Annotated in this window: 15 protein-coding genes and 1 pseudogene; 5 read left to right on the top strand and 11 right to left on the bottom strand. The window is 49.6% G+C overall.

The annotated features are described in order from the left end of the window. The first annotated feature begins 83 nt into the window (after positions 1 to 83). Together Q3C19_RS12500 and Q3C19_RS12495 are read left to right on the top strand one after the other, a co-directional pair. Positions 84 to 1,034 carry a DnaJ C-terminal domain-containing protein gene (locus Q3C19_RS12500; RefSeq protein ID WP_071148983.1) on the top strand — a complete coding sequence of 317 codons (951 nt, stop codon included), beginning with the start codon at positions 84 to 86 and terminating at the stop codon, positions 1,032 to 1,034. Positions 1,035 to 1,046: 12 nt separating this feature from the next. Continuing rightward, on the top strand, positions 1,047 to 1,343 hold the full coding sequence (locus tag Q3C19_RS12495; RefSeq protein WP_022164009.1) for a chaperone modulator CbpM: 297 nt from the start codon (positions 1,047 to 1,049) through the stop codon (positions 1,341 to 1,343). A 100-nt stretch (positions 1,344 to 1,443) separates the two neighbouring features. Here Q3C19_RS12495 and Q3C19_RS12490 read toward each other — a convergent pair whose 3' ends face one another. From Q3C19_RS12490 to Q3C19_RS12480, 3 genes are read right to left on the bottom strand one after another with little or no spacing between them, the layout of a single operon-like run. Then, entirely contained in the window at positions 1,444 to 1,746 is a 303-nt protein-coding gene (locus Q3C19_RS12490; protein ID WP_071148985.1) for a GNAT family N-acetyltransferase, read from the bottom strand. A 4-nt stretch (positions 1,747 to 1,750) separates the two neighbouring features. After that, on the bottom strand, positions 1,751 to 2,482 hold the full coding sequence (locus tag Q3C19_RS12485) for a LytTR family DNA-binding domain-containing protein (RefSeq protein WP_302729702.1): 732 nt from the start codon (positions 2,480 to 2,482) through the stop codon (positions 1,751 to 1,753). Between the two features lie 21 nt (positions 2,483 to 2,503). Continuing rightward, entirely contained in the window at positions 2,504 to 3,550 is a 1,047-nt protein-coding gene (locus Q3C19_RS12480) for a sensor histidine kinase (RefSeq protein WP_302729700.1), read from the bottom strand. Between the two features lie 337 nt (positions 3,551 to 3,887). Here Q3C19_RS12480 and Q3C19_RS12475 point away from each other — a divergent pair, with 337 nt between their 5' ends. Then, positions 3,888 to 6,680 carry a TonB-dependent receptor gene (locus Q3C19_RS12475; protein ID WP_302729698.1) on the top strand — a complete coding sequence of 931 codons (2,793 nt, stop codon included), beginning with the start codon at positions 3,888 to 3,890 and terminating at the stop codon, positions 6,678 to 6,680. A gap of 21 nt (positions 6,681 to 6,701) precedes the next feature. Beyond that, the gene (locus Q3C19_RS12470) at positions 6,702 to 6,944 is read left to right on the top strand and encodes a hypothetical protein (RefSeq protein ID WP_302729696.1); all 243 of its coding nucleotides are present in this window, start codon (positions 6,702 to 6,704) and stop codon (positions 6,942 to 6,944) included. Between the two features lie 118 nt (positions 6,945 to 7,062). On the opposite strand, the pseudogene Q3C19_RS12465 reads toward Q3C19_RS12470, so the two are convergent. Both Q3C19_RS12465 and Q3C19_RS12460 read right to left on the bottom strand, forming a co-directional pair. Then, positions 7,063 to 7,389, bottom strand: a pseudogene (locus Q3C19_RS12465) (type II toxin-antitoxin system RelE/ParE family toxin); the annotation flags it as partial. Continuing rightward, positions 7,367 to 7,609 (bottom strand): surface protein, encoded by a 243-nt coding sequence (locus tag Q3C19_RS12460; protein ID WP_277120598.1) that lies wholly within the window; start codon positions 7,607 to 7,609, stop codon positions 7,367 to 7,369. The pseudogene Q3C19_RS12465 and the gene Q3C19_RS12460, both read right to left, overlap by 23 nt. Positions 7,610 to 7,830: 221 nt before the next feature. Between Q3C19_RS12460 and Q3C19_RS12455 the strand changes: the two genes are divergently transcribed. Further along, positions 7,831 to 9,984, top strand: a complete 2,154-nt coding sequence (locus tag Q3C19_RS12455; protein WP_302729693.1) for an amylo-alpha-1,6-glucosidase — start codon at positions 7,831 to 7,833, stop codon at positions 9,982 to 9,984. A gap of 92 nt (positions 9,985 to 10,076) precedes the next feature. Here Q3C19_RS12455 and Q3C19_RS12450 read toward each other — a convergent pair whose 3' ends face one another. From Q3C19_RS12450 to Q3C19_RS12425, 6 genes are all read right to left on the bottom strand, one after another. Further along, entirely contained in the window at positions 10,077 to 10,850 is a 774-nt protein-coding gene (locus Q3C19_RS12450; protein WP_302729691.1) for a bifunctional 2-polyprenyl-6-hydroxyphenol methylase/3-demethylubiquinol 3-O-methyltransferase UbiG, read from the bottom strand. 111 nt (positions 10,851 to 10,961) lie between these two features. Then, the gene (locus tag Q3C19_RS12445; protein ID WP_302729689.1) at positions 10,962 to 12,371 is read right to left on the bottom strand and encodes a hypothetical protein; all 1,410 of its coding nucleotides are present in this window, start codon (positions 12,369 to 12,371) and stop codon (positions 10,962 to 10,964) included. Between the two features lie 34 nt (positions 12,372 to 12,405). Continuing rightward, on the bottom strand, positions 12,406 to 13,431 hold the full coding sequence (locus Q3C19_RS12440) for a C1 family peptidase (protein ID WP_302729687.1): 1,026 nt from the start codon (positions 13,429 to 13,431) through the stop codon (positions 12,406 to 12,408). Positions 13,432 to 13,618: 187 nt separating this feature from the next. Then, complete coding sequence (locus Q3C19_RS12435) at positions 13,619 to 15,325, bottom strand: acyl-CoA dehydrogenase family protein (protein ID WP_302729685.1); 1,707 nt, start codon at positions 15,323 to 15,325, stop codon at positions 13,619 to 13,621. Between the two features lie 85 nt (positions 15,326 to 15,410). Continuing rightward, a complete protein-coding gene (locus Q3C19_RS12430) occupies positions 15,411 to 15,797 on the bottom strand; it encodes a four helix bundle protein (protein WP_302729683.1) in 387 nt (128 codons plus the stop codon). A 61-nt stretch (positions 15,798 to 15,858) separates the two neighbouring features. Beyond that, positions 15,859 to 16,878: an electron transfer flavoprotein subunit alpha/FixB family protein gene (locus Q3C19_RS12425; RefSeq protein ID WP_302729681.1), complete on the bottom strand. Its 1,020-nt coding sequence runs from the start codon at positions 16,876 to 16,878 to the stop codon at positions 15,859 to 15,861. Positions 16,879 to 16,886: the final 8 nt, after the last annotated feature.

Here is a 16,886-nt window from a genome sequence, read left to right as displayed (position 1 = left end):
ACGCATCCGCATGAGATTGTTGGCCTGTCCGTAAGAGTCAGGCGGAGGAATGGTGTAGTTTGAAATATAAAATTAGACAGAATATGGCATATATTGATTATTATCAAGTACTGGGGGTGGACAAGACGGCATCGCAGGATGATATCAAGAAAGCGTACCGTAAGCTGGCACGTAAATTTCATCCTGACCTGAACCCGAATGACCCTACAGCAAAGGAAAAGTTTCAGGCCATCAACGAGGCAAACGAAGTGCTGAGTGATCCTGAAAAGCGAAAGAAGTACGATGAGTATGGTGAACACTGGAAACATGCCGATGAGTTCGAAGCGCAGAAGCGTGCCCGCCAGCAGGCTGGTGGCGCCGGGTTTGGCGGCTTCGGTTCGGGAGGCTTCGGTACGGACGGTAACGGTACGTATTGGTATTCGTCCGACGGGCAGGAGTTTACCGGAAGCAATGCCGGTGGTTTCTCGGATTTCTTTGAAGAACTCTTCGGGCACCGGGGACACGGCAGCAGAAGCCGGGGTGGTTTCCGCGGACAGGATTATCAGGCCGAACTGGAGCTGTCCTTGCGTGAGGCTGCACAGACACACAAGCAGGTGCTGACCGTGGGCGATAAACAAGTGCGTATCACCATACCTGCCGGTGTAGCCAACGGACAGGTCATCAAGTTGAAAGGATACGGAGCTCCGGGTATGAACGGTGGTCCTGCCGGTGACTTGTATATCACGTTTGTGATCCCTGACGATCCGGTGTTCAAGCGGCTGGGCGATGACCTTTATGTGGATGTCAATACCGATCTGTATACGGCTTTGCTGGGTGGCGAGCAGTTGGTGAGTACTTTGGACGGACAAGTGAAGCTGAAAGTGAAACCGGGTACGCAAAATGGTACCAAGGTGCGCCTGAAAGGTAAAGGTTTCCCTGTCTACAAGAAAGACGGAGAGGCTGGCGACCTGATTGTGACCTATCATGTTGTGTTGCCAACCAACCTGACTGAACAGCAGAAAGAAATGTTCCGTAAAATTCAGAGTATGAACTAAAAATGTATCACTATGCAGAACGATTTGATTATTGTCAGCGATTATTGCGACAAATGCCACATAGAACCTGCCTTTATCGACCTGTTGCAAGAGAATGGGCTGATAGACATTTTGCTGGATGAAGGAAAGCCGTGTCTGGCTTTCTCGCAACTGCCGGATGTAGAGCGTTACAGCCGTATGTATTATGATCTTTCCATCAATATGGAAGGAATTGATGCCATCCATCACTTACTGGAACGTATGGAAAGTATGCAAAAGGAGATTGCTGCTTTGCGCGGACGGCTGAGGATGTATGGTGACCTGTTTTGAATATCTGGACAGGAAAAAGAAACGAAGCGGAAGGAAGCACGTTTGTGGATACTACACGACGCGCTTCTTTCCGCTTTATTGTTTAAACAGAGAAAGGGGCCTATAGGGCGCATGCATTTCCTTCGCAGTATTCCTGGCTGGGAGTGCCGTTGTACTCCGGATGGCGCTGCAACCAGCGGACAGCATAAGCGCAGGTGGCTACGCAGGCATAACCCTGCTGCAGGGCATAGTCGTAGGCAGCCTTGACAAGGGCCGAGGCGATGCCTTGTCCTTCGAGGGGAGCGGGAACGATGGTGTGGCGTATGTCGAGTGCGCCGTTTTCGATGAGATAAGCTACATGGGCTGTTTCACCGTTTTGAGTCAGGGTGAAACGACGTTGTTCGGGGTTGTGCAGAATATTCATGATACTAGAGATTTTTATGTAAAACATCTTTTATTGGTAAAAGGTTCATTCGTTTCATAAATTCGTCAGCATAAACTCGTCCGATGGGCAACTCGACATTTCGGTGATGCAGCGTGAGTTGGCGACGGTTGTAACTGGCTATTTTATGTAAGGGAACAATGTATGATTTGTGAATCCGCATGAAGCGTTCGGCGGGTAATAACTCCATGACTGTTTTCATGCTGGTTTGCGACAGAACCGGCTTGTCTGAAGTGAGTATTACCCGTATGTAGTTGTCCATGGCTTCGATGTATTCAATGTCCGCCAGCCGTATTTTGACATTTTTATATTCTACTTTCAGCGTGATTTCTTCATCGGCAAATACAGGTTTGGCTTGGAGGCGTTGCAATTCTTGCAGACGTTTCACTTTTTCCACAGCCCGTTCGAAACGGTTGTACGAAAAAGGTTTGTGCAGAAAGTCAACAGCATCGAGGTCGAAACCGTCGACTGCGAATTCGGCATAGGCTGTTGTAAATATCAGGAAGGTACCTGCGGGCAGCTGGCGCGCTACGTCAATGCCATTGAAACCACCCATCTCGATGTCGAGAAAAACAAGATCAGGATGCATGTCTTTCACCTTTTGTAGTCCTTCAACAGGGTCGGTGAAGGTGATAAGTTCGATGTCGCCGCTTCGTTGGCAGAATTGCCGGATGATGCCGAGGGCTACCGGTTCGTCGTCGATGGCAATACACTTCATGGCTGTTTCTTTTTAAAGTTTTTATGCAGACAATTTTATTTCCAGTTCTACTTTATACCATCCATCCTGTTCTTGGATGTTCAGTTTGTGAGCCGAGGGGTAGAGCAGTTCCAGGCGCTTGCGGCAGTTGGCAATGCCGATACCGTGTGCTTTGTCGGCTGGGCGTGGATTTACAATCGGGTTTTCGGCTATGAAGCAGAGGGTATTGTCTTTTACTTGTAGGCGGATGCGAATCAGACTTTTCTCATGTGCCGAGGTTCCGTATTTCAAGGCGTTTTCTACGAAAGTGATTAATAGCATAGGGGCTATCTGTGCATTGGGGCAGGCATGGTCGTTTTCGTAGGTATAATCTACTTGGGTACGACTTTCGTCCAACCGGTTTTTCTGTAGTTCGATGTACTGTTCGATGTATTGGGCTTCTTCTGCTATGCTGACCTTGTCTTGGGTGGCACGGGTATACATGTATTTCACCAGGTGAATGAACTGTACGAAAGCTGCCTCTGCTTTTTCCGATTGTGCCAGCATGAGGCCATAGAGGGTATTCAGTGTGTTGAATAGAAAGTGAGGATTGATCTGTGCCTTGTAGAGGGCCAGTTCGGCTTTCTTCTTTTCGAACTCTACACTTTGCCGTTCGCTCATCTGTCGGTAAAGCTCCGTGAGCAACCCTACAGCGATGCTGAAGCAGATAGTTACGAGATAGAGGAACCATGTTCCCTGCTGGTGTAGCCTGATTTTCGAGAGGTTGGTAACACGTCTGATGCGCTCGGAACGCGGATGGTCGCCGCGAAAAGGAAATTCCATCTGATATTGTGTGACGAGCCATGTTACCAATACCGTACCGACTAAAAGACACAAGGCAATGATCAGCTGGCGTCGCGAGCGGAAGAGCATCGGCACACAGGCCTTGCGTGTCAGGAAGTAGACGGTATAGAGCCATCCTACGAGCAGGACAACGAAGGTCGAGTTGTTCTCCAACCAGCGCTCTACGGGGAGTAGCGTGATCATGGCTGGCAACAGAATGAGGCAGAAGAACAGGTCAATGCCCAATGGTAAGTATTTGTTGTTCATGGCGGTTGAGGTTTCTTTCTCTGTTTTTTATTTCCAACAAAGATACAAATAAAGGATAAATCCCAGTTTATTTTCTGTTTATCGGTAATAAACTCCCAGTTTATAGCCTTTAAACTCATAGTTTATTGGCTTTAAACTGTCAGTCTACTGCCTTTAAACTGTCAGTACAAAGGCCTTGTACTGTTCTTCCGACGCCTGTTGTACGGAAGTCTTTTTGTGTCGTTCGCCATCTCATACGTGTCGTTCACCACTGCATACGGGTAGGGGTATTTTACGATAGCCAGGCTTTGCATAGTTTTGCATCAGATAATTGAAACATAAACGGACTTTACAAGGTATGAAGAGATTGTTTTTACTTTTGATTTTGATGGCTTTTAATGCTGCATTGAGGGCACAGGGAGAAGCAACGGTAAGCGGTACTGTGACCGACCGTACTGCTGGCGAGCCTTTACCTGCTGCTACTGTGAGTATTGCACCTGTTTCGGACACATCGGCCAAGACTTATACTTCGACCGACGGTGAGGGAGTTTTCTCTTTTCGTGCCATGGCGGTGGGCGAGTATGTAGTTAGTGTAAGTTATGTAGGCTATAAGCCAATGGAGAAAAAAGTACGGATAACGGATAAGCAACAGTCGTATACATTGCGTATCGTTCTCGAAGAGGATGCGCAGCTACTGGGCGAAGTATCTGTTCAGGGACGTGCTACACGGGCCGAACAACGTGGAGACAGTTTGACGTATAATGCCGAAGCTTTTCAGGTGATGGAGGGAAGTTCGGCCGAAGATTTGCTGGCCAAAATGCCGGGTATTGTAGTCGAAGGCGGTACTGTGCAGGCACAGGGCGAACAGGTTCAGAAAGTGTTGGTAGATGGTAAGGAATTCTTTGATGGTGATGTAAACCTGGCTATCAAGAATCTGCCCTCGGACGTTATTGCCAGTATTGAGGTGTTCGACAAGAAGAGCGAACAGGCAGAGTTTACCGGCTTCGACGACGGCGAGGAGGTGAAGACTATCAATATCATTACCAAAGGAGGTTTCCGTCAGGGCACCTTTGGTGAAGTGTCGGGCGGTTATGGTACGGACGATCGCTACAAGGTAAACGGTAACATCAACTTCTTCGATGACGACCGTCGTATTTCAGTGTTGGGTATGACTAATAATGTCAACCAACAGAACTTTTCGCAGGAGGACTTGGCTGGTGTAATGTCGTCGGGAGCCAGCGGTCGCGGAGGCCGTGGTGGCCGTGGCGGTGGAGGCCGCTCGGGCAGTGGTGCGGGAGGTGCTTCTACATCGAACTTCATGGTAGGCTCTTTAGGAGGCGTAACTTCGGCCAATGGTCTCGGCTTGAACTATGTAGACCAGTGGAGTGATAAATGGAAGATAACCGGTAGTTATTTCTTTAACCAGTCGGACAATCTGACGCAGCAGCTGACCGACCGCGAATATTTTGAGTCCGTATTGCCGGGTATGACTTACAGTGAATACCAACAAAGCCAGATGGAGAACTGGAACCATCGATTCAATCTGAAGCTGGATTATCAGATCAGCGACCGCACTTCCTTGCAGATTCGTCCTTCGCTGAGTTTTCAGAATAACGACAGCTACAGCCTGCTCCAAGGCAAAAACTTGCTGGACGGTACGGCCGAAAGCGAAACCGAAACAACTGCGAACGGTAGTACAGATGCTTACAACATAGGCGTTGACCTCAATCTTCGTCACCGTTTTCTGAAAGAAGGGCGTACCCTTTCGCTGATGCTTAGCGGTAAGATGAGCAATACCGATGGTGATACCTATACCGATTACCTCAATACGCTTTATGGTGTAAACGGATTGTCGACAACAGATAATTATAGTCAGCTGAAACAGACGTTGAATCGTCAGTACAGTCTTCGCTCCAATCTTAGCTATACGGAAAAGCTGACCGATAACCTGCAACTTCAGTTGGGATATAAGTTGAGTTATACTGATTCGGAGAACGACCGTAAGACTTATGAACGCTCGGCTGTGACCGACCTCTATGACCAGTTGGACGAGAGTCTGTCCAACGAATATCAGTCGGGCTACCTGACACAAGCCGGAAGTGTAGGGTTGCGTTATCGCGTGGGACAGTTCAATGCCATGCTGGGTGTCGATGCCCAATGGGCCGATCTGACAGGCGATTTGGTCTATCCACAACCCGACGAGCTGTCACACAACTATTTTTCTGTGTTGCCGTCGTTCACTTTGCGTTATTCATTGGACCGTACCAATTCACTGCAATTGCGTTATCGCAGCAAGTCGTCGGCTCCTTCGGTCACCAGCCTGCAGAATGTGATAGACAATTCCAATCCGCTTTTCCTTTCTGCCGGTAACCCTGACCTTGACCAGCAAATATCGCATACGGCCAATCTGCGCTACATCCGTACTACCAAATCGGGACATACGTTTATTGCCATGGTAGGGGCTACTATCCAGAAAGATTACGTGGCCGACAGTACTTTTGTGGCCAAAGAGGATATTGCCCTCTCGCCGACGGTGACCCTTAATAAGGGTTCGCAGTTTACCCGTCCTGTAAACTTGGATGGTTACTACAGCTTGCAGTCTATGCTGACTTATGGTTTCCCTATAGATTTCATTCGTAGTAATGTCAATCTCAGTCTTTCGGCCAACTATGCCAACGTTCCTACTATTTTTGACGGAGTGGAGAGCCGGACACGTGAGCTGAGCCTCATACCTAAGATTATCATTGGTAGTAACATCAGCAAGAATCTCGATTTTACAGCTTCCTATTCGGCTGGCATCAACAAGATGTTCAGTTCGCTGGATACAGCCACGGGCAGCGACTATGTGACCCATACAGCAGCCGCCAAGTTGGGCTGGACCTTCTTCTGGGGACTGACTTTCCGCAGCACGTTTAACTACATTGGCTATACTGGTCTTGACACAGGCACGGAGGACTATTTCCTGTGGAACCTCTCGTTGGGCAAAAAGTTCCTGAAGAACAATGCAGCCGAAATCAGGATTGAAGCTTTCGACGTACTGAAACAGAATCAAGCCTTCACTCACCGCACAGGCAGTAACTATTACGACTATGTGAACAGCAATGTGCTGCAGCCGTATGCGATGGTGAGCTTTGTATATACTATTCGATAACCTTTTAAAAATGACAGAAAGATGAAGAAAATTCTTTTCTTGGCCCTTGTGGCCATGCTGAGCGTGCAGAGTGCCGATGCTCAGCGCAAAGGCGGTAATGACCGTAAACGTACTCCTGAACAAATAGTGAAAAGCCTCGACGAGAAGTTGGATTTGACCGACGAGCAAGAGAAACAAATCACTGCCCTTTACACCGACTTCTTTAAAAAGGAACTTTCGCGCGAAGAGCGCCGGACTGCTATGCAGGAAGTGGAGAAGAAGTGACTTCTCTTCTTACCGACGAGCAGAAGAAAACTTATGAGCAAATGAAGAAGGAACGTCCGCAGCGGAAACGTAAATAATGTTGGCATAAGAAAACGAGCCGGGGATTACCCCAGCCCGTTTTGCGTAATAATTCTTCTATTTCGTGTGAGGAAATGTTCTCGCGTTCGGCCTTGTCGTAAATGTAAAGTAGGTTGATTTCCGTTTCATCGACCGCGGCGATTACGGTAAATGTGATGACCCGCGCTCCGCCACTTTTTCCTCGTCCTTTCGAGGTGATGGCCATGCGTATCTTACGCAGACCACCGCCGAGGTCGGTACCAAGGTGGGGATTTTGTTCCAAAGCCTCAATCAGCGTTTCATAGTCTTTGGCAAACGAACGGTAATGTTTGGCCATCCGTTTGGCTTCCCGTTGGAAGGTTGGCTTAACTAATATCTTGTAGTTCATACAGAAACTCTCTTGCTGTTTTTTCTTCCAACTTTCCTTCTCGCGTTTGTTTGACTTCCTTAAGCCCCGCATCAATTCCTGCCAGGATTTCTTCCTTGCCGATGCTTTCCTCTTCTATCTGAAGATCTTCAATCAGTTTGTCGGCCAGCCATTTTTTATTCTTTGGTGACAATGACTGAATGGTTTGCCACAGGCTTTCCATTGAGATGGTTGCTTTCATACGTTGGTTCTCCTTTTTAATCTATTTCTTGATTACAAAGATACGATATTCTTCGTAATAGCCTTGTAGAAAAGAAGATAAAAAATCCTTTTCCCGTCGTTGCTGCAAACGTTTTCCGGCAGGTTGAGAGCGGTTTGTGTACGAAGTTGCTGTAGATTTACCATATTTTTCCTAATATTGCAAACTGAAAAATAAAGACACAACTTATATCAACAAAAGCTATGAAACATCGTTTTCTTACTTTGCTGGCCGTGCCCGTACTGATGTCATGCGGGTCGGCAGACAAAACTCCTTCTATTCCTGCACTGACAGTTGATGAACTGGGCGTGGAGGTCGCTCCCGAAGCAAATCGTGAATATTCGTATACCGACAAGAAGGCGGGATACTGGTATGGACGTACACATCAGGACGAGCCTACCGATTGGTATGCCGGATGGAATCAGGCTAAACGCCGTATTTTCTCAGACTATGCTTTGACAGTGGACGGCAAGCCTCTATTAAGAAGCAAATCGCAAGTGTGTGTTTACCCCGACCGATTGGTACGTCGTTGGCCTGTTGCAATCGAAACACTGGCCATGGTGGACAACCGGGAATTGCTCAGTATTGCAGTGGATAAGGTGCAGGGCGACAGCATCGGCATTACACTGAATGAAACGCTGCTGAAGGATGTCAACCGACAGACTGACGCATTGTGTTACACACCACAGGAGGCAGAGAATAACCGATTGAAGGTAGTCCCTTTGAATCCCGTTGGCATCAGCTTCAATGGTAACTGTATGCAGGCACCCGCATCTGCCGGAGGCTTCCTCATTGCTTATGGCACAGAAGCACATTGCGACTCGCTCATCGCCGGTTATCGGCAGGAAGGTGCGGAATGGCTGGATCAGCGCAAGGCACGCATGAACGACTTGGTTACTGAGAACAATCCGCTGCACACCAACTTGCCCGAACTGGACAAGGCGCTGGCCTGGATTACCCTGACCATGGACGAACTGATTACCGAGCAGCAAGGTAAGGGCATTTATGCAGGTTTGCCATGGTTCAACGAATATTGGGGGCGCGATATGTTTATCGCCATGCCGGGTGCTACACTTGTTACGGGTCAGTTTGAAGTAACGAAAGATATTCTGAAGGATTTTGCCAAGTTGCAGGATCACGATACTACTTCAGTGACTTGCGGCCGCATCCCCAATCGCGCCAATCTGGAGGGGATTCTCTACAATACTGCCGACGGTACGCCGCGTTACGTCATCGAGGCTGAAGAACTCCTTCGCTATTCGGGCGACCGCAGTTTCCTTCGTGATATTTATCCTTCCGTTGTCCTCAGCATCGACCAGAGCTTGCGCCATCACACGGACGAGAAAGGTTACCTGCTGCATGCCGATGCCGACACGTGGATGGACGTGAAACGTAATGGCATCCCTGGTTCACCTCGCGGCAATCGTGCCAACGACATCCAGTATTTGTGGTACAAACAGCTGGAGGCCGGTACTCACTTGGCTCGTCTGATGGATGATGCACCTCATGCCGAAGCTTGGCACGAAGCAGCCGTTCGCCTGGCTCGCAACTTCGAGGCTGATTATTGCAACAAGGATAGCCTTCTTATCTACGACCACCTGAATGCTGACGGCACTCCCGACCTGCAATACCGTCCCAATCAGCTTTATTGTTTCGACCTGATAGCCGACGAGGATTTCAAGCAACGCGTCACCCGTCGTGTGTGGGAAGAACTGGTTTATCCGTGGGGCGTGGCTTCATTGGCGCAATGGGATCTTCAGTTTCATCCGCAGCACGAGAACTGGCATTATTACCATAAAGATGATGCTTATCACAATGGTACCGTCTGGTTGTGGAATAACGGCATTGCCATGCAACGCATGATAGAGTATGGTCAGCAGGAGACAGCTTGGAAACTCTTCCAAAACATGAACCGACAAGCCTTACACGAAGGTGCAGTGGGCAGTCTTAGCGAAAACGCTGATGCCCATCCGCGTGAAGGACACTCGTGGGCAGGCCGTTCGGGTACTTTCCTGCAAGCGTGGAGCAACTCCGAACAACTGCGTGTGTGGTACCAGTACTTTCTCGGCATCCGTCCCGACCTGATGAGTGGTACGGTGACTGTCGAGCCCAAGTTACCGGCTGATATCACTGAATTGCAGACTTCGGTCAAGATAGGCCGTGGTACATTATATTATACGTATAAGAATGGAAAGTTCGATGTACGTCTCGAAGGTGAGGATGCCAAGGTCAATCTCATTCTGCCTCAGGCTGCTGCTCCCAATCCGATATTCGATGGCATAGACTTCTGTCAGCCTCGTCCGTTGGAACATTATCCGTGTTTCGACACGTATCATGAAGAGGCGTTGACATACTAAAGGAATTACTTTACAAGTCATATAGTATTACCCGGATTTTCACAGATTAATGCACTGTGATAGTCCGGGTAATGTCGTTTCTGTATTTCCTTTTATTTCAGCAGATACCAGCAGGAGGTGGAGAAGAAACCGCACAGTATGGGAAAACGGCTGAGCGGCTTCCACAGTTTGCGGGGGTACAGGTGGAATTTGGTTTCGTAGTGCGGATTGATGAACCACAGCTGTCGGTCGGCAATCCGGTAGTGCTGGCGGGCCAGTTTCTCGAATTGTTCGATGGTAGTACGTGTACGACGGATGTTCATCAGTTCGTTGATGCCACCTTGGGGTTCACCAGCCAGACGGAGCAGTCCTCGATAGGCTACTCGTGGCAACAGATGGATGAAGGGCAAGTGGGCAAGCAGGGTATGATGGCAAATCTGCTGGTGGCCACCGAAGGGCATCTGCCAGGCAGGAAAGGCGATGAAAAGGAGGCCGCCGGGCGACAGGAGATGCTTGATAGCGGCGAGCAACTGCCCTTTGTCTGCAATGTGCTCGATGACGTCGTGCATCAGGATAAGGTCGAAGGTCTCTTTTGTCACTGGTGCATATTGCAAGATGTCGGCAGCGAGGAAAGTACCTTTTGCTTCGGCCTGACAGAAGAAACGACGTGCCTCTTCAATACGCGTGGTAGCCAGGTCGATGCCTGTCACCCGGCAACCGGCTTGTGCGAAAGGCAGAAGGTTGCCACCTTCGCCGCATCCTATTTCCAATACACGAGTTTGGGACGTGATGCGGATAAAAGATTGCACATAGGGAATGTAGTGAAGGCGGCAGGTCTGTACCTGCTCGCGGAAGTAGAGTTCTCTGTTTTGATGTCTTTGCTGCATGTTGTTTTGGGTTTTGATGATGCAGCAAAGTTACGGGCTAATCTATGGCAGACGAAAAGAAACGGATGACATGATAATTTTGCTAAATGCTGTATTTCAGTATATTATGAACTACTCGCATGACATTTCGTTTCCGGTTGCTTCCATGCGTAGTTTCATGCGTCGTTTGCGCTGGGCTACGATGCCTGTATCCGTATTGCCAAAGCAGAGGGCAATGGCAAACGTTCCGAAGCCTGCCGATGCCAGGCAGTGATAGAGCAGGTCGCCTTCGGTAAGGCGCGGATAGCGCTCTTTCAGGCGGGCGGTTTCATCGGCGTAGATGTCGGTTACGGCTTTTCGCAATTCGGTCTGTTCCTTCTCGGTCAGTACGCGAACATTGCGCTTGTCTTTGCTGTCTTGTTCGGCCAGCAGGATGACGCGGCGGCCAATAGCAGTGCGTTTCAGGGTCACGGATCGCAGGTGAGCAATCTGTTCCTCGGTGTGTTGCAGCAGTGCTTCGCGTTCGCGGTCGTTTGCGTTCAGGTTATCCTTCAGCGAAGCTATTTTTTCGTTGAGTCCTTGTAGGGCAGCTTCGTACTTCAGTTGTTCTTCCCGTTTCTTGCGCCGCTGGTTTTGCAGGGCGAGGAGGAAAGCACTTGCGGCCACAGTCAGTGCAAGTATGCCCAAACCGATGTAGAGCCGGTGGCGCTCTTCTACCTGACGGATTTTCAGTTCGGCTTCGTGCTGGTAGGCCAGTTTTTCTATTTCGAGAGTCTTTTGTTGGGCGTATAGAGTGTCGGCAGATAGGGTATAGGTCAGTAGTTGGTTATAGGCTGTCGAGTCGTTTCCCAGGTGATGTTCCAGTTGGGCGCTCAGCATCAGACTGGTCATACGATCCTTGGTGTCGGGTGCATGGATGCCTAAGTTGAAGTAATAACGGGCAGAATCTACGTCGAACCGATGTCGGTGGATTTCGGCCAGTGTGGCATAGAGTTTGGCCGGCTTTTGGCTGAAGTCCATGCTGAGGCGGGTATAAAAGGCAGCCGAGTCGAAATTGTTTTTCTCCAGAAAGTGCCAGCCGTGCAGACGATAGATTTCGGCTAAGTTGACCGAGTCCTTAATCAGTCGGGCCAGGTGGATAGCACGGTTATATAAGCGGATATTTCCGATGCTGTCTCCTAAGATATGTCGTATGGTGCCAAGGGCTTCCAATGTCTTGACCATGTCCGACGTGTCACACAATAGCGAATCCCGTTGGTAAGCCTGGGTATAAGCATCGGTGGCTTTATCGAAAACTCTGTCCCACAAATAAATGCTTCCCAAGTTATAATAACTGCGTGATTGGATGTGTGGATCGTCTGTCCGGCTCAGTACCTCGTAGTACAGGGCCATTGCTTCGGTCGGCCGTTTGTTTCTCTGCATTTCGGTAGCTTGTTCGAATATGTCTTCTACATCGGGGCGTGGACGCAAGTTGCAGGCTTGTGTCAGCAGAAGCAGAAACAAAACGGGGATAATTGCAGGCTTGCAGTTCTTGATTCTCATGTTAAGGTGTTGTTGGTGTGAATGGAAGTATTACCTAGAGGAACAGAGCTACAGTCCACATCCGGAAGTAGTCGAGGCTCATGTACATCAGTCCGTGATAGCGGTTGTTCGTTCCCCACGAGTTCTGTGCCACGAAGTAGGGACGGCCTTCGTTGTCCGTTGCCCATCCTACAAGCAGCAAGGTGTGGTTGTCGTCCAAATGGCCACGGCGGTAATTGTTTTCGCGGTCGTCGGGACTGACGGGTGCATCGTGCCAGATGGCCAATCCTTCGCGCCAGTAGAAGCCGTTGTTGCTTGTGTCGCCTTCCCATACTACGGTGCCGCCTTTCTTCACTGTCTGTTCGGCTATGCGGCAGAGTGAGTCGAGGGGCAGGTTCATGAAGTTTTTCCGTTCGTAGTTGTCGGGATAGTCCAGTTCCAATTCCTGGTTATAGGGTGTGTATTGGAAACTGGTCAGGCGTTTTACGTCGGGCATGCCGGCGGTCAGTCGGTGGTAATATTCCAGTGGCGACAGGGAGAGACTGTCTGTCCGTACTTGTTTGGGCAGTGTACCCATGTAGCGGTCGAGTACGGTGTTGACTTCTTGCAGGAAGCGTTTGCCGTTGTCCGTGTCTTTACGATGTTGTTTCAGAAGGTCGGCCAGTTCGCTGTTCATATCTTTCAGTCGGGCATGCGGGCGGCAGGGATATTCGTCTTGTGGAACGATGCCATAGCGTCCGGCCAGTGATAGAAAGGTATGTCCCATTCCACGGATAGAAACCTTGCGGGCCTTGTCCTGCCAGGCGCGGAGGGCAGCTTCTTCGTAGGCTTTCCGTGTGATGAACCAGGGGGAAAGGGCAATTGTATCGCCGCGTTGCATCAGCAGATTTTCCAGACGGGCGGTCATAGAGTATCCCCAGCAGCTTTCTGCCTGTCCCTGATTGCGGGGCGGGGCGGGCAAGGGGCTAAGGCATTCGTTGTGGAACGTCAGTTCGGGCGCCGTCGGCTTGGAGGTCCATTGACAGCCGGTTGTCATCAGCATACTGAGAAGGACCGAGAGAAAGATATAATGGGTTTTCATGGCTCTGTATCGGATTTATTCTTTTCAGATTGAATATTTGGGTGCAAATATCGGCTTTTTAAAGGAGTATTAGGTAAGTTCTGGGTTATTATTTTTGTGAATTGTGTGGTTAGAAAAAAGAAAGAGACTATTCCCTTTGGCAGGAATAATCTCTTCCTTATATATAGTATGTTGTGATCCTTCTGGATTACTTGCGATAGTTTTCCAGCTCTTCAGCCTTGAACTTGCGGATGAAGTTGAAGTGTTTCTCAACTTCGGCTTCAGCGTAGTTGACGTACACTTGTGCTGACTGAGCGAAGAGTTCGGGAGCCTTTGTTGCATCCTGAATAATGAGTTGCGACATCACGCAGTCGGCAGCCATCTCGTAGAGACGGCGTGCGGTGAAGTCGAGCAATTCCTGATTCTGGGCTTCCTTCACGGCATTGGTGCAAGCTTCCAGTTTGTTGGTCATTTCCTTTACGCGGTCCATCAGCGGTTGCATGGCTTCGCTGCACGGGATTTGTTCGTACTCGCGCAGGATAGAAGCATAAGTACCGTTTGTTACGTAGCGGATGGCAGCAACCGTTTGCAGCTGGGTAGTACCTTCGTAGATGCTGGTGATACGTGCGTCGCGGTAGATGCGTTGGCAAGCATATTCCATCATGAAGCCCGAACCACCGTGAATCTGAATACAGTCGTAAGCGTTCTGGTTGGCATATTCAGAGTTCATACCTTTGGCCAGCGGTGTAAAGGCATCGGCCATCTTGGCGTAGCGCTTCTGCTCCTGACGTTCTTCGGGCGTCAGCTTGCGTTCGCGGGCGATGTCATCCAGGGCTTTGTAGATGTCAACATAACGCGAAGTTTGGTAAAGCAGCGAGCGACCAGCGTCGAGTTTGGCCTTCATGGTAGACAACATGTCGTATACGGCAGGGAACTCGATGATGGCTTTGCCAAACTGCTTGCGGTCCTTGGCGTAGGCCAGACCTTCGTTGTAGGCTGCCTGGCTGAGGCCGACAGACTGTGCGGCGATACCCAGACGGGCACCATTCATCAGCGCCATTACGTATTTAATCAGACCCAGCTTGCGGTCACCGCAAAGTTCGGCCTTGGCATTCTTATAAACCAATTCGCAAGTGGGTGAGCCATGGATACCGAGCTTATTCTCGATGCGGCGTACGTCTACACCGCCGTCGCGCTTGTCGTAGATGAACATGGAGAGTCCGCGGCCGTCGTGTGTACCTTCTTCGGAGCGGGCCAATACGAGGTGCAGGTCAGCGTCGCCGTTGGTGATGAATCGCTTCACACCATTCAGGCGCCAGCACTGGTTGGCTTCGTCGTAGGTCGCTTTCAGCATGACGCTCTGCAGGTCGGAGCCGGCATCGGGCTCGGTCAGGTCCATAGACATGGTTTCGCCGGCGCAGATGCGGGGGATGAAACGGCTGTGCTGGTCTTCGTTACCGAATTCGTACAGCGTTTCGATACAGTCCTGCAACGACCAGATGTTGCCGAAACCGGCATCGGCCTGAGCCACGATCTCCGCACACATGGTGTAGGGAGTGATGGGGAAGTTGAGACCACCGTAGCGGCGCGGCATGGTCATACCGTTCAGGCCAGCCTTCACCATAGCGTCGAGGTTCTGCTTTGTACCGCTGGCATATTCCACACGGCCGTTGGCACAATGAGGCCCTTCTGCGTCTACGCCTTCTGCGTTGGCGGCAATCACTTCGCCGGTAATCTCGCCGGTGATTTCCAATACTTTGTCGTATGAGTCCATAGCGTCGGCATAGTCCTGCGGCGCGTAGTCGTACTCATCCTTGTCTTTATATCCGCGTTCCTTGAGTTCGCAGATACGTTCCATCAACGGGTTGTTCAAGTGGTACTTGAGTTCCGGATGTTCAGTATAAAAATTGGGCATAACTTTTTACTTTTAGGAAGTTAGAGAAGTTAAAGAAGTTATCCATTCACTTCGTTCATGTAGAAGTTAAAGCCAAATGATTTGCTTATGAATCTTCTATCGTATCGGTAAACTTACTGCTTTGAACAGCCTTGCAATAGGCATTCAGTAAGCGACTGACATTCTCTATTCTTTCAGTTAATATTAAACTAATTTCTTCAGTAATGTATTTCAAGTCTTTAGAAAGAAGTATATAGTATCTGCACTCTTCTAAACTGCCTTGTGCAATATTCATTAATCGAAGTTTATCTGATTTGCCAGTCTTTTTATATCCTTCGGCAATGTTTGCGGCAATGGAAACCGCAGCACGTTGGAATTGTGACATTAATCCAAAGCGTTCATGGTTGGGGAAAGTATTGGTAAACTTGTACACTGATAGTACAAATTCATGCGCTTTTTGCCAAGCAATCAGATCCTTGAAACTTTGTGTCATAGCAAAACTATTGGCTTTAACTTCTATAACTTCATTAACTTCTATAACTTCTGAATAAAAACTACTTACTGTTCTTCTTATAATACTTAATCATTTTAGGAATTACCTCTTCCACCGTTCCATTGATGACATAGTCGGCGATGGAGTTGATGGGGGCATTCTCGTCGTTGTTGATGGAGATGATGATACCCGCATCCTGCATGCCGGCGATGTGCTGGATCTGGCCGGAGATACCGCAGGCGATGTACAGTTTGGGATGAACCGTAACACCGGTCTGGCCAATCTGACGGTCGTGGTCGGCAAAGCCGGCGTCGACGGCGGCACGGCTGGCACCTACTTCGGCGTGGAGTTCCTTGGCTAGTTCGAACAGCATGTCGAAGCCTTCCTTCGAACCCATGCCATATCCTCCGGCCACTACGATGGGAGCGCCCTTCAGGTTGTGTTTTGCCTTTTCTACGTGGCGATCGATGACTTTCACTACGTAATCTGTTTCGGGCACGTACTTGGCCACGTCGTGGCAGATCACTTCGCCCTGATAGTTCTCGTCGAGGATTTCTTTCTTCATCACGCCTTCGCGAACGGTAGCCATCTGCGGACGGTGTTCGGGGTTGACGATGGTGGCCACGATATTACCACCGAAAGCAGGACGGATCTGGTAGAGCAGGTTTTCGTAAGTCTTGCCAAGCTTCTTGTCCTCGTGGCTACCGATTTCCAGCTGTGTACAGTCGGCGGTCAGTCCACTGGTCAGGGCTGAAGATACACGCGGGCCGAGGTCACGGCCGATGACAGTAGCACCCATCAGGCAGATCTGAGGCTTCTCTTCCTTGAACAGGTTGACGAGGATGGAAGTGTGGGGCAGGGAAGTATAGGGGAAGAGGCCCGGAGCGTCGAACACGTGTACGCGGTCCACGCCGAAAGGCAACACTTGTTTTTCCACACCTTCGAGGCCGGTGCCGGCGCAGATGGCTTCCAGTTGGCAGCCCAGCTCGTTGGCCAGCTTGCGGCCTTTGGTCAAAAGTTCGAGACTGACGTCGGCAACATGGCAGCCGTCCATCTCACAATATACAAATACGTTGTTCATAGTTCAAT

It is taken from the genome of Bacteroides sp. ET489 (genome assembly GCF_030518095.1).
In the GTDB taxonomy this organism is placed as follows: Bacteria; Bacteroidota; Bacteroidia; order Bacteroidales; family Bacteroidaceae; genus Bacteroides; species Bacteroides ndongoniae.
Note: the sequence above shows the minus strand (reverse complement) of the source record. Positions and strands in the feature narration are given on the sequence as shown.

Bases quoted from the DNA above. Each gene is read 5' to 3' on its own strand.
- Q3C19_RS12500 (WP_071148983.1), top strand. From the start codon at position 84: ATGGCATATATTGATTATTATCAAGTACTGGGGGTGGACAAGACGGCA.
- Q3C19_RS12495 (WP_022164009.1), top strand. From the start codon at position 1,047: ATGCAGAACGATTTGATTATTGTCAGCGATTATTGCGACAAATGCCAC.
- Q3C19_RS12490 (WP_071148985.1), bottom strand. From the start codon at position 1,746: ATGAATATTCTGCACAACCCCGAACAACGTCGTTTCACCCTGACTCAA.
- Q3C19_RS12485 (WP_302729702.1), bottom strand. From the start codon at position 2,482: ATGAAGTGTATTGCCATCGACGACGAACCGGTAGCCCTCGGCATCATC.
- Q3C19_RS12480 (WP_302729700.1), bottom strand. From the start codon at position 3,550: ATGAACAACAAATACTTACCATTGGGCATTGACCTGTTCTTCTGCCTC.
- Q3C19_RS12475 (WP_302729698.1), top strand. From the start codon at position 3,888: ATGAAGAGATTGTTTTTACTTTTGATTTTGATGGCTTTTAATGCTGCA.
- Q3C19_RS12470 (WP_302729696.1), top strand. From the start codon at position 6,702: ATGAAGAAAATTCTTTTCTTGGCCCTTGTGGCCATGCTGAGCGTGCAG.
- Q3C19_RS12460 (WP_277120598.1), bottom strand. From the start codon at position 7,609: ATGAAAGCAACCATCTCAATGGAAAGCCTGTGGCAAACCATTCAGTCA.
- Q3C19_RS12455 (WP_302729693.1), top strand. From the start codon at position 7,831: ATGAAACATCGTTTTCTTACTTTGCTGGCCGTGCCCGTACTGATGTCA.
- Q3C19_RS12450 (WP_302729691.1), bottom strand. From the start codon at position 10,850: ATGCAGCAAAGACATCAAAACAGAGAACTCTACTTCCGCGAGCAGGTA.
- Q3C19_RS12445 (WP_302729689.1), bottom strand. From the start codon at position 12,371: ATGAGAATCAAGAACTGCAAGCCTGCAATTATCCCCGTTTTGTTTCTG.
- Q3C19_RS12440 (WP_302729687.1), bottom strand. From the start codon at position 13,431: ATGAAAACCCATTATATCTTTCTCTCGGTCCTTCTCAGTATGCTGATG.
- Q3C19_RS12435 (WP_302729685.1), bottom strand. From the start codon at position 15,325: ATGCCCAATTTTTATACTGAACATCCGGAACTCAAGTACCACTTGAAC.
- Q3C19_RS12430 (WP_302729683.1), bottom strand. From the start codon at position 15,797: ATGACACAAAGTTTCAAGGATCTGATTGCTTGGCAAAAAGCGCATGAA.
- Q3C19_RS12425 (WP_302729681.1), bottom strand. From the start codon at position 16,878: ATGAACAACGTATTTGTATATTGTGAGATGGACGGCTGCCATGTTGCC.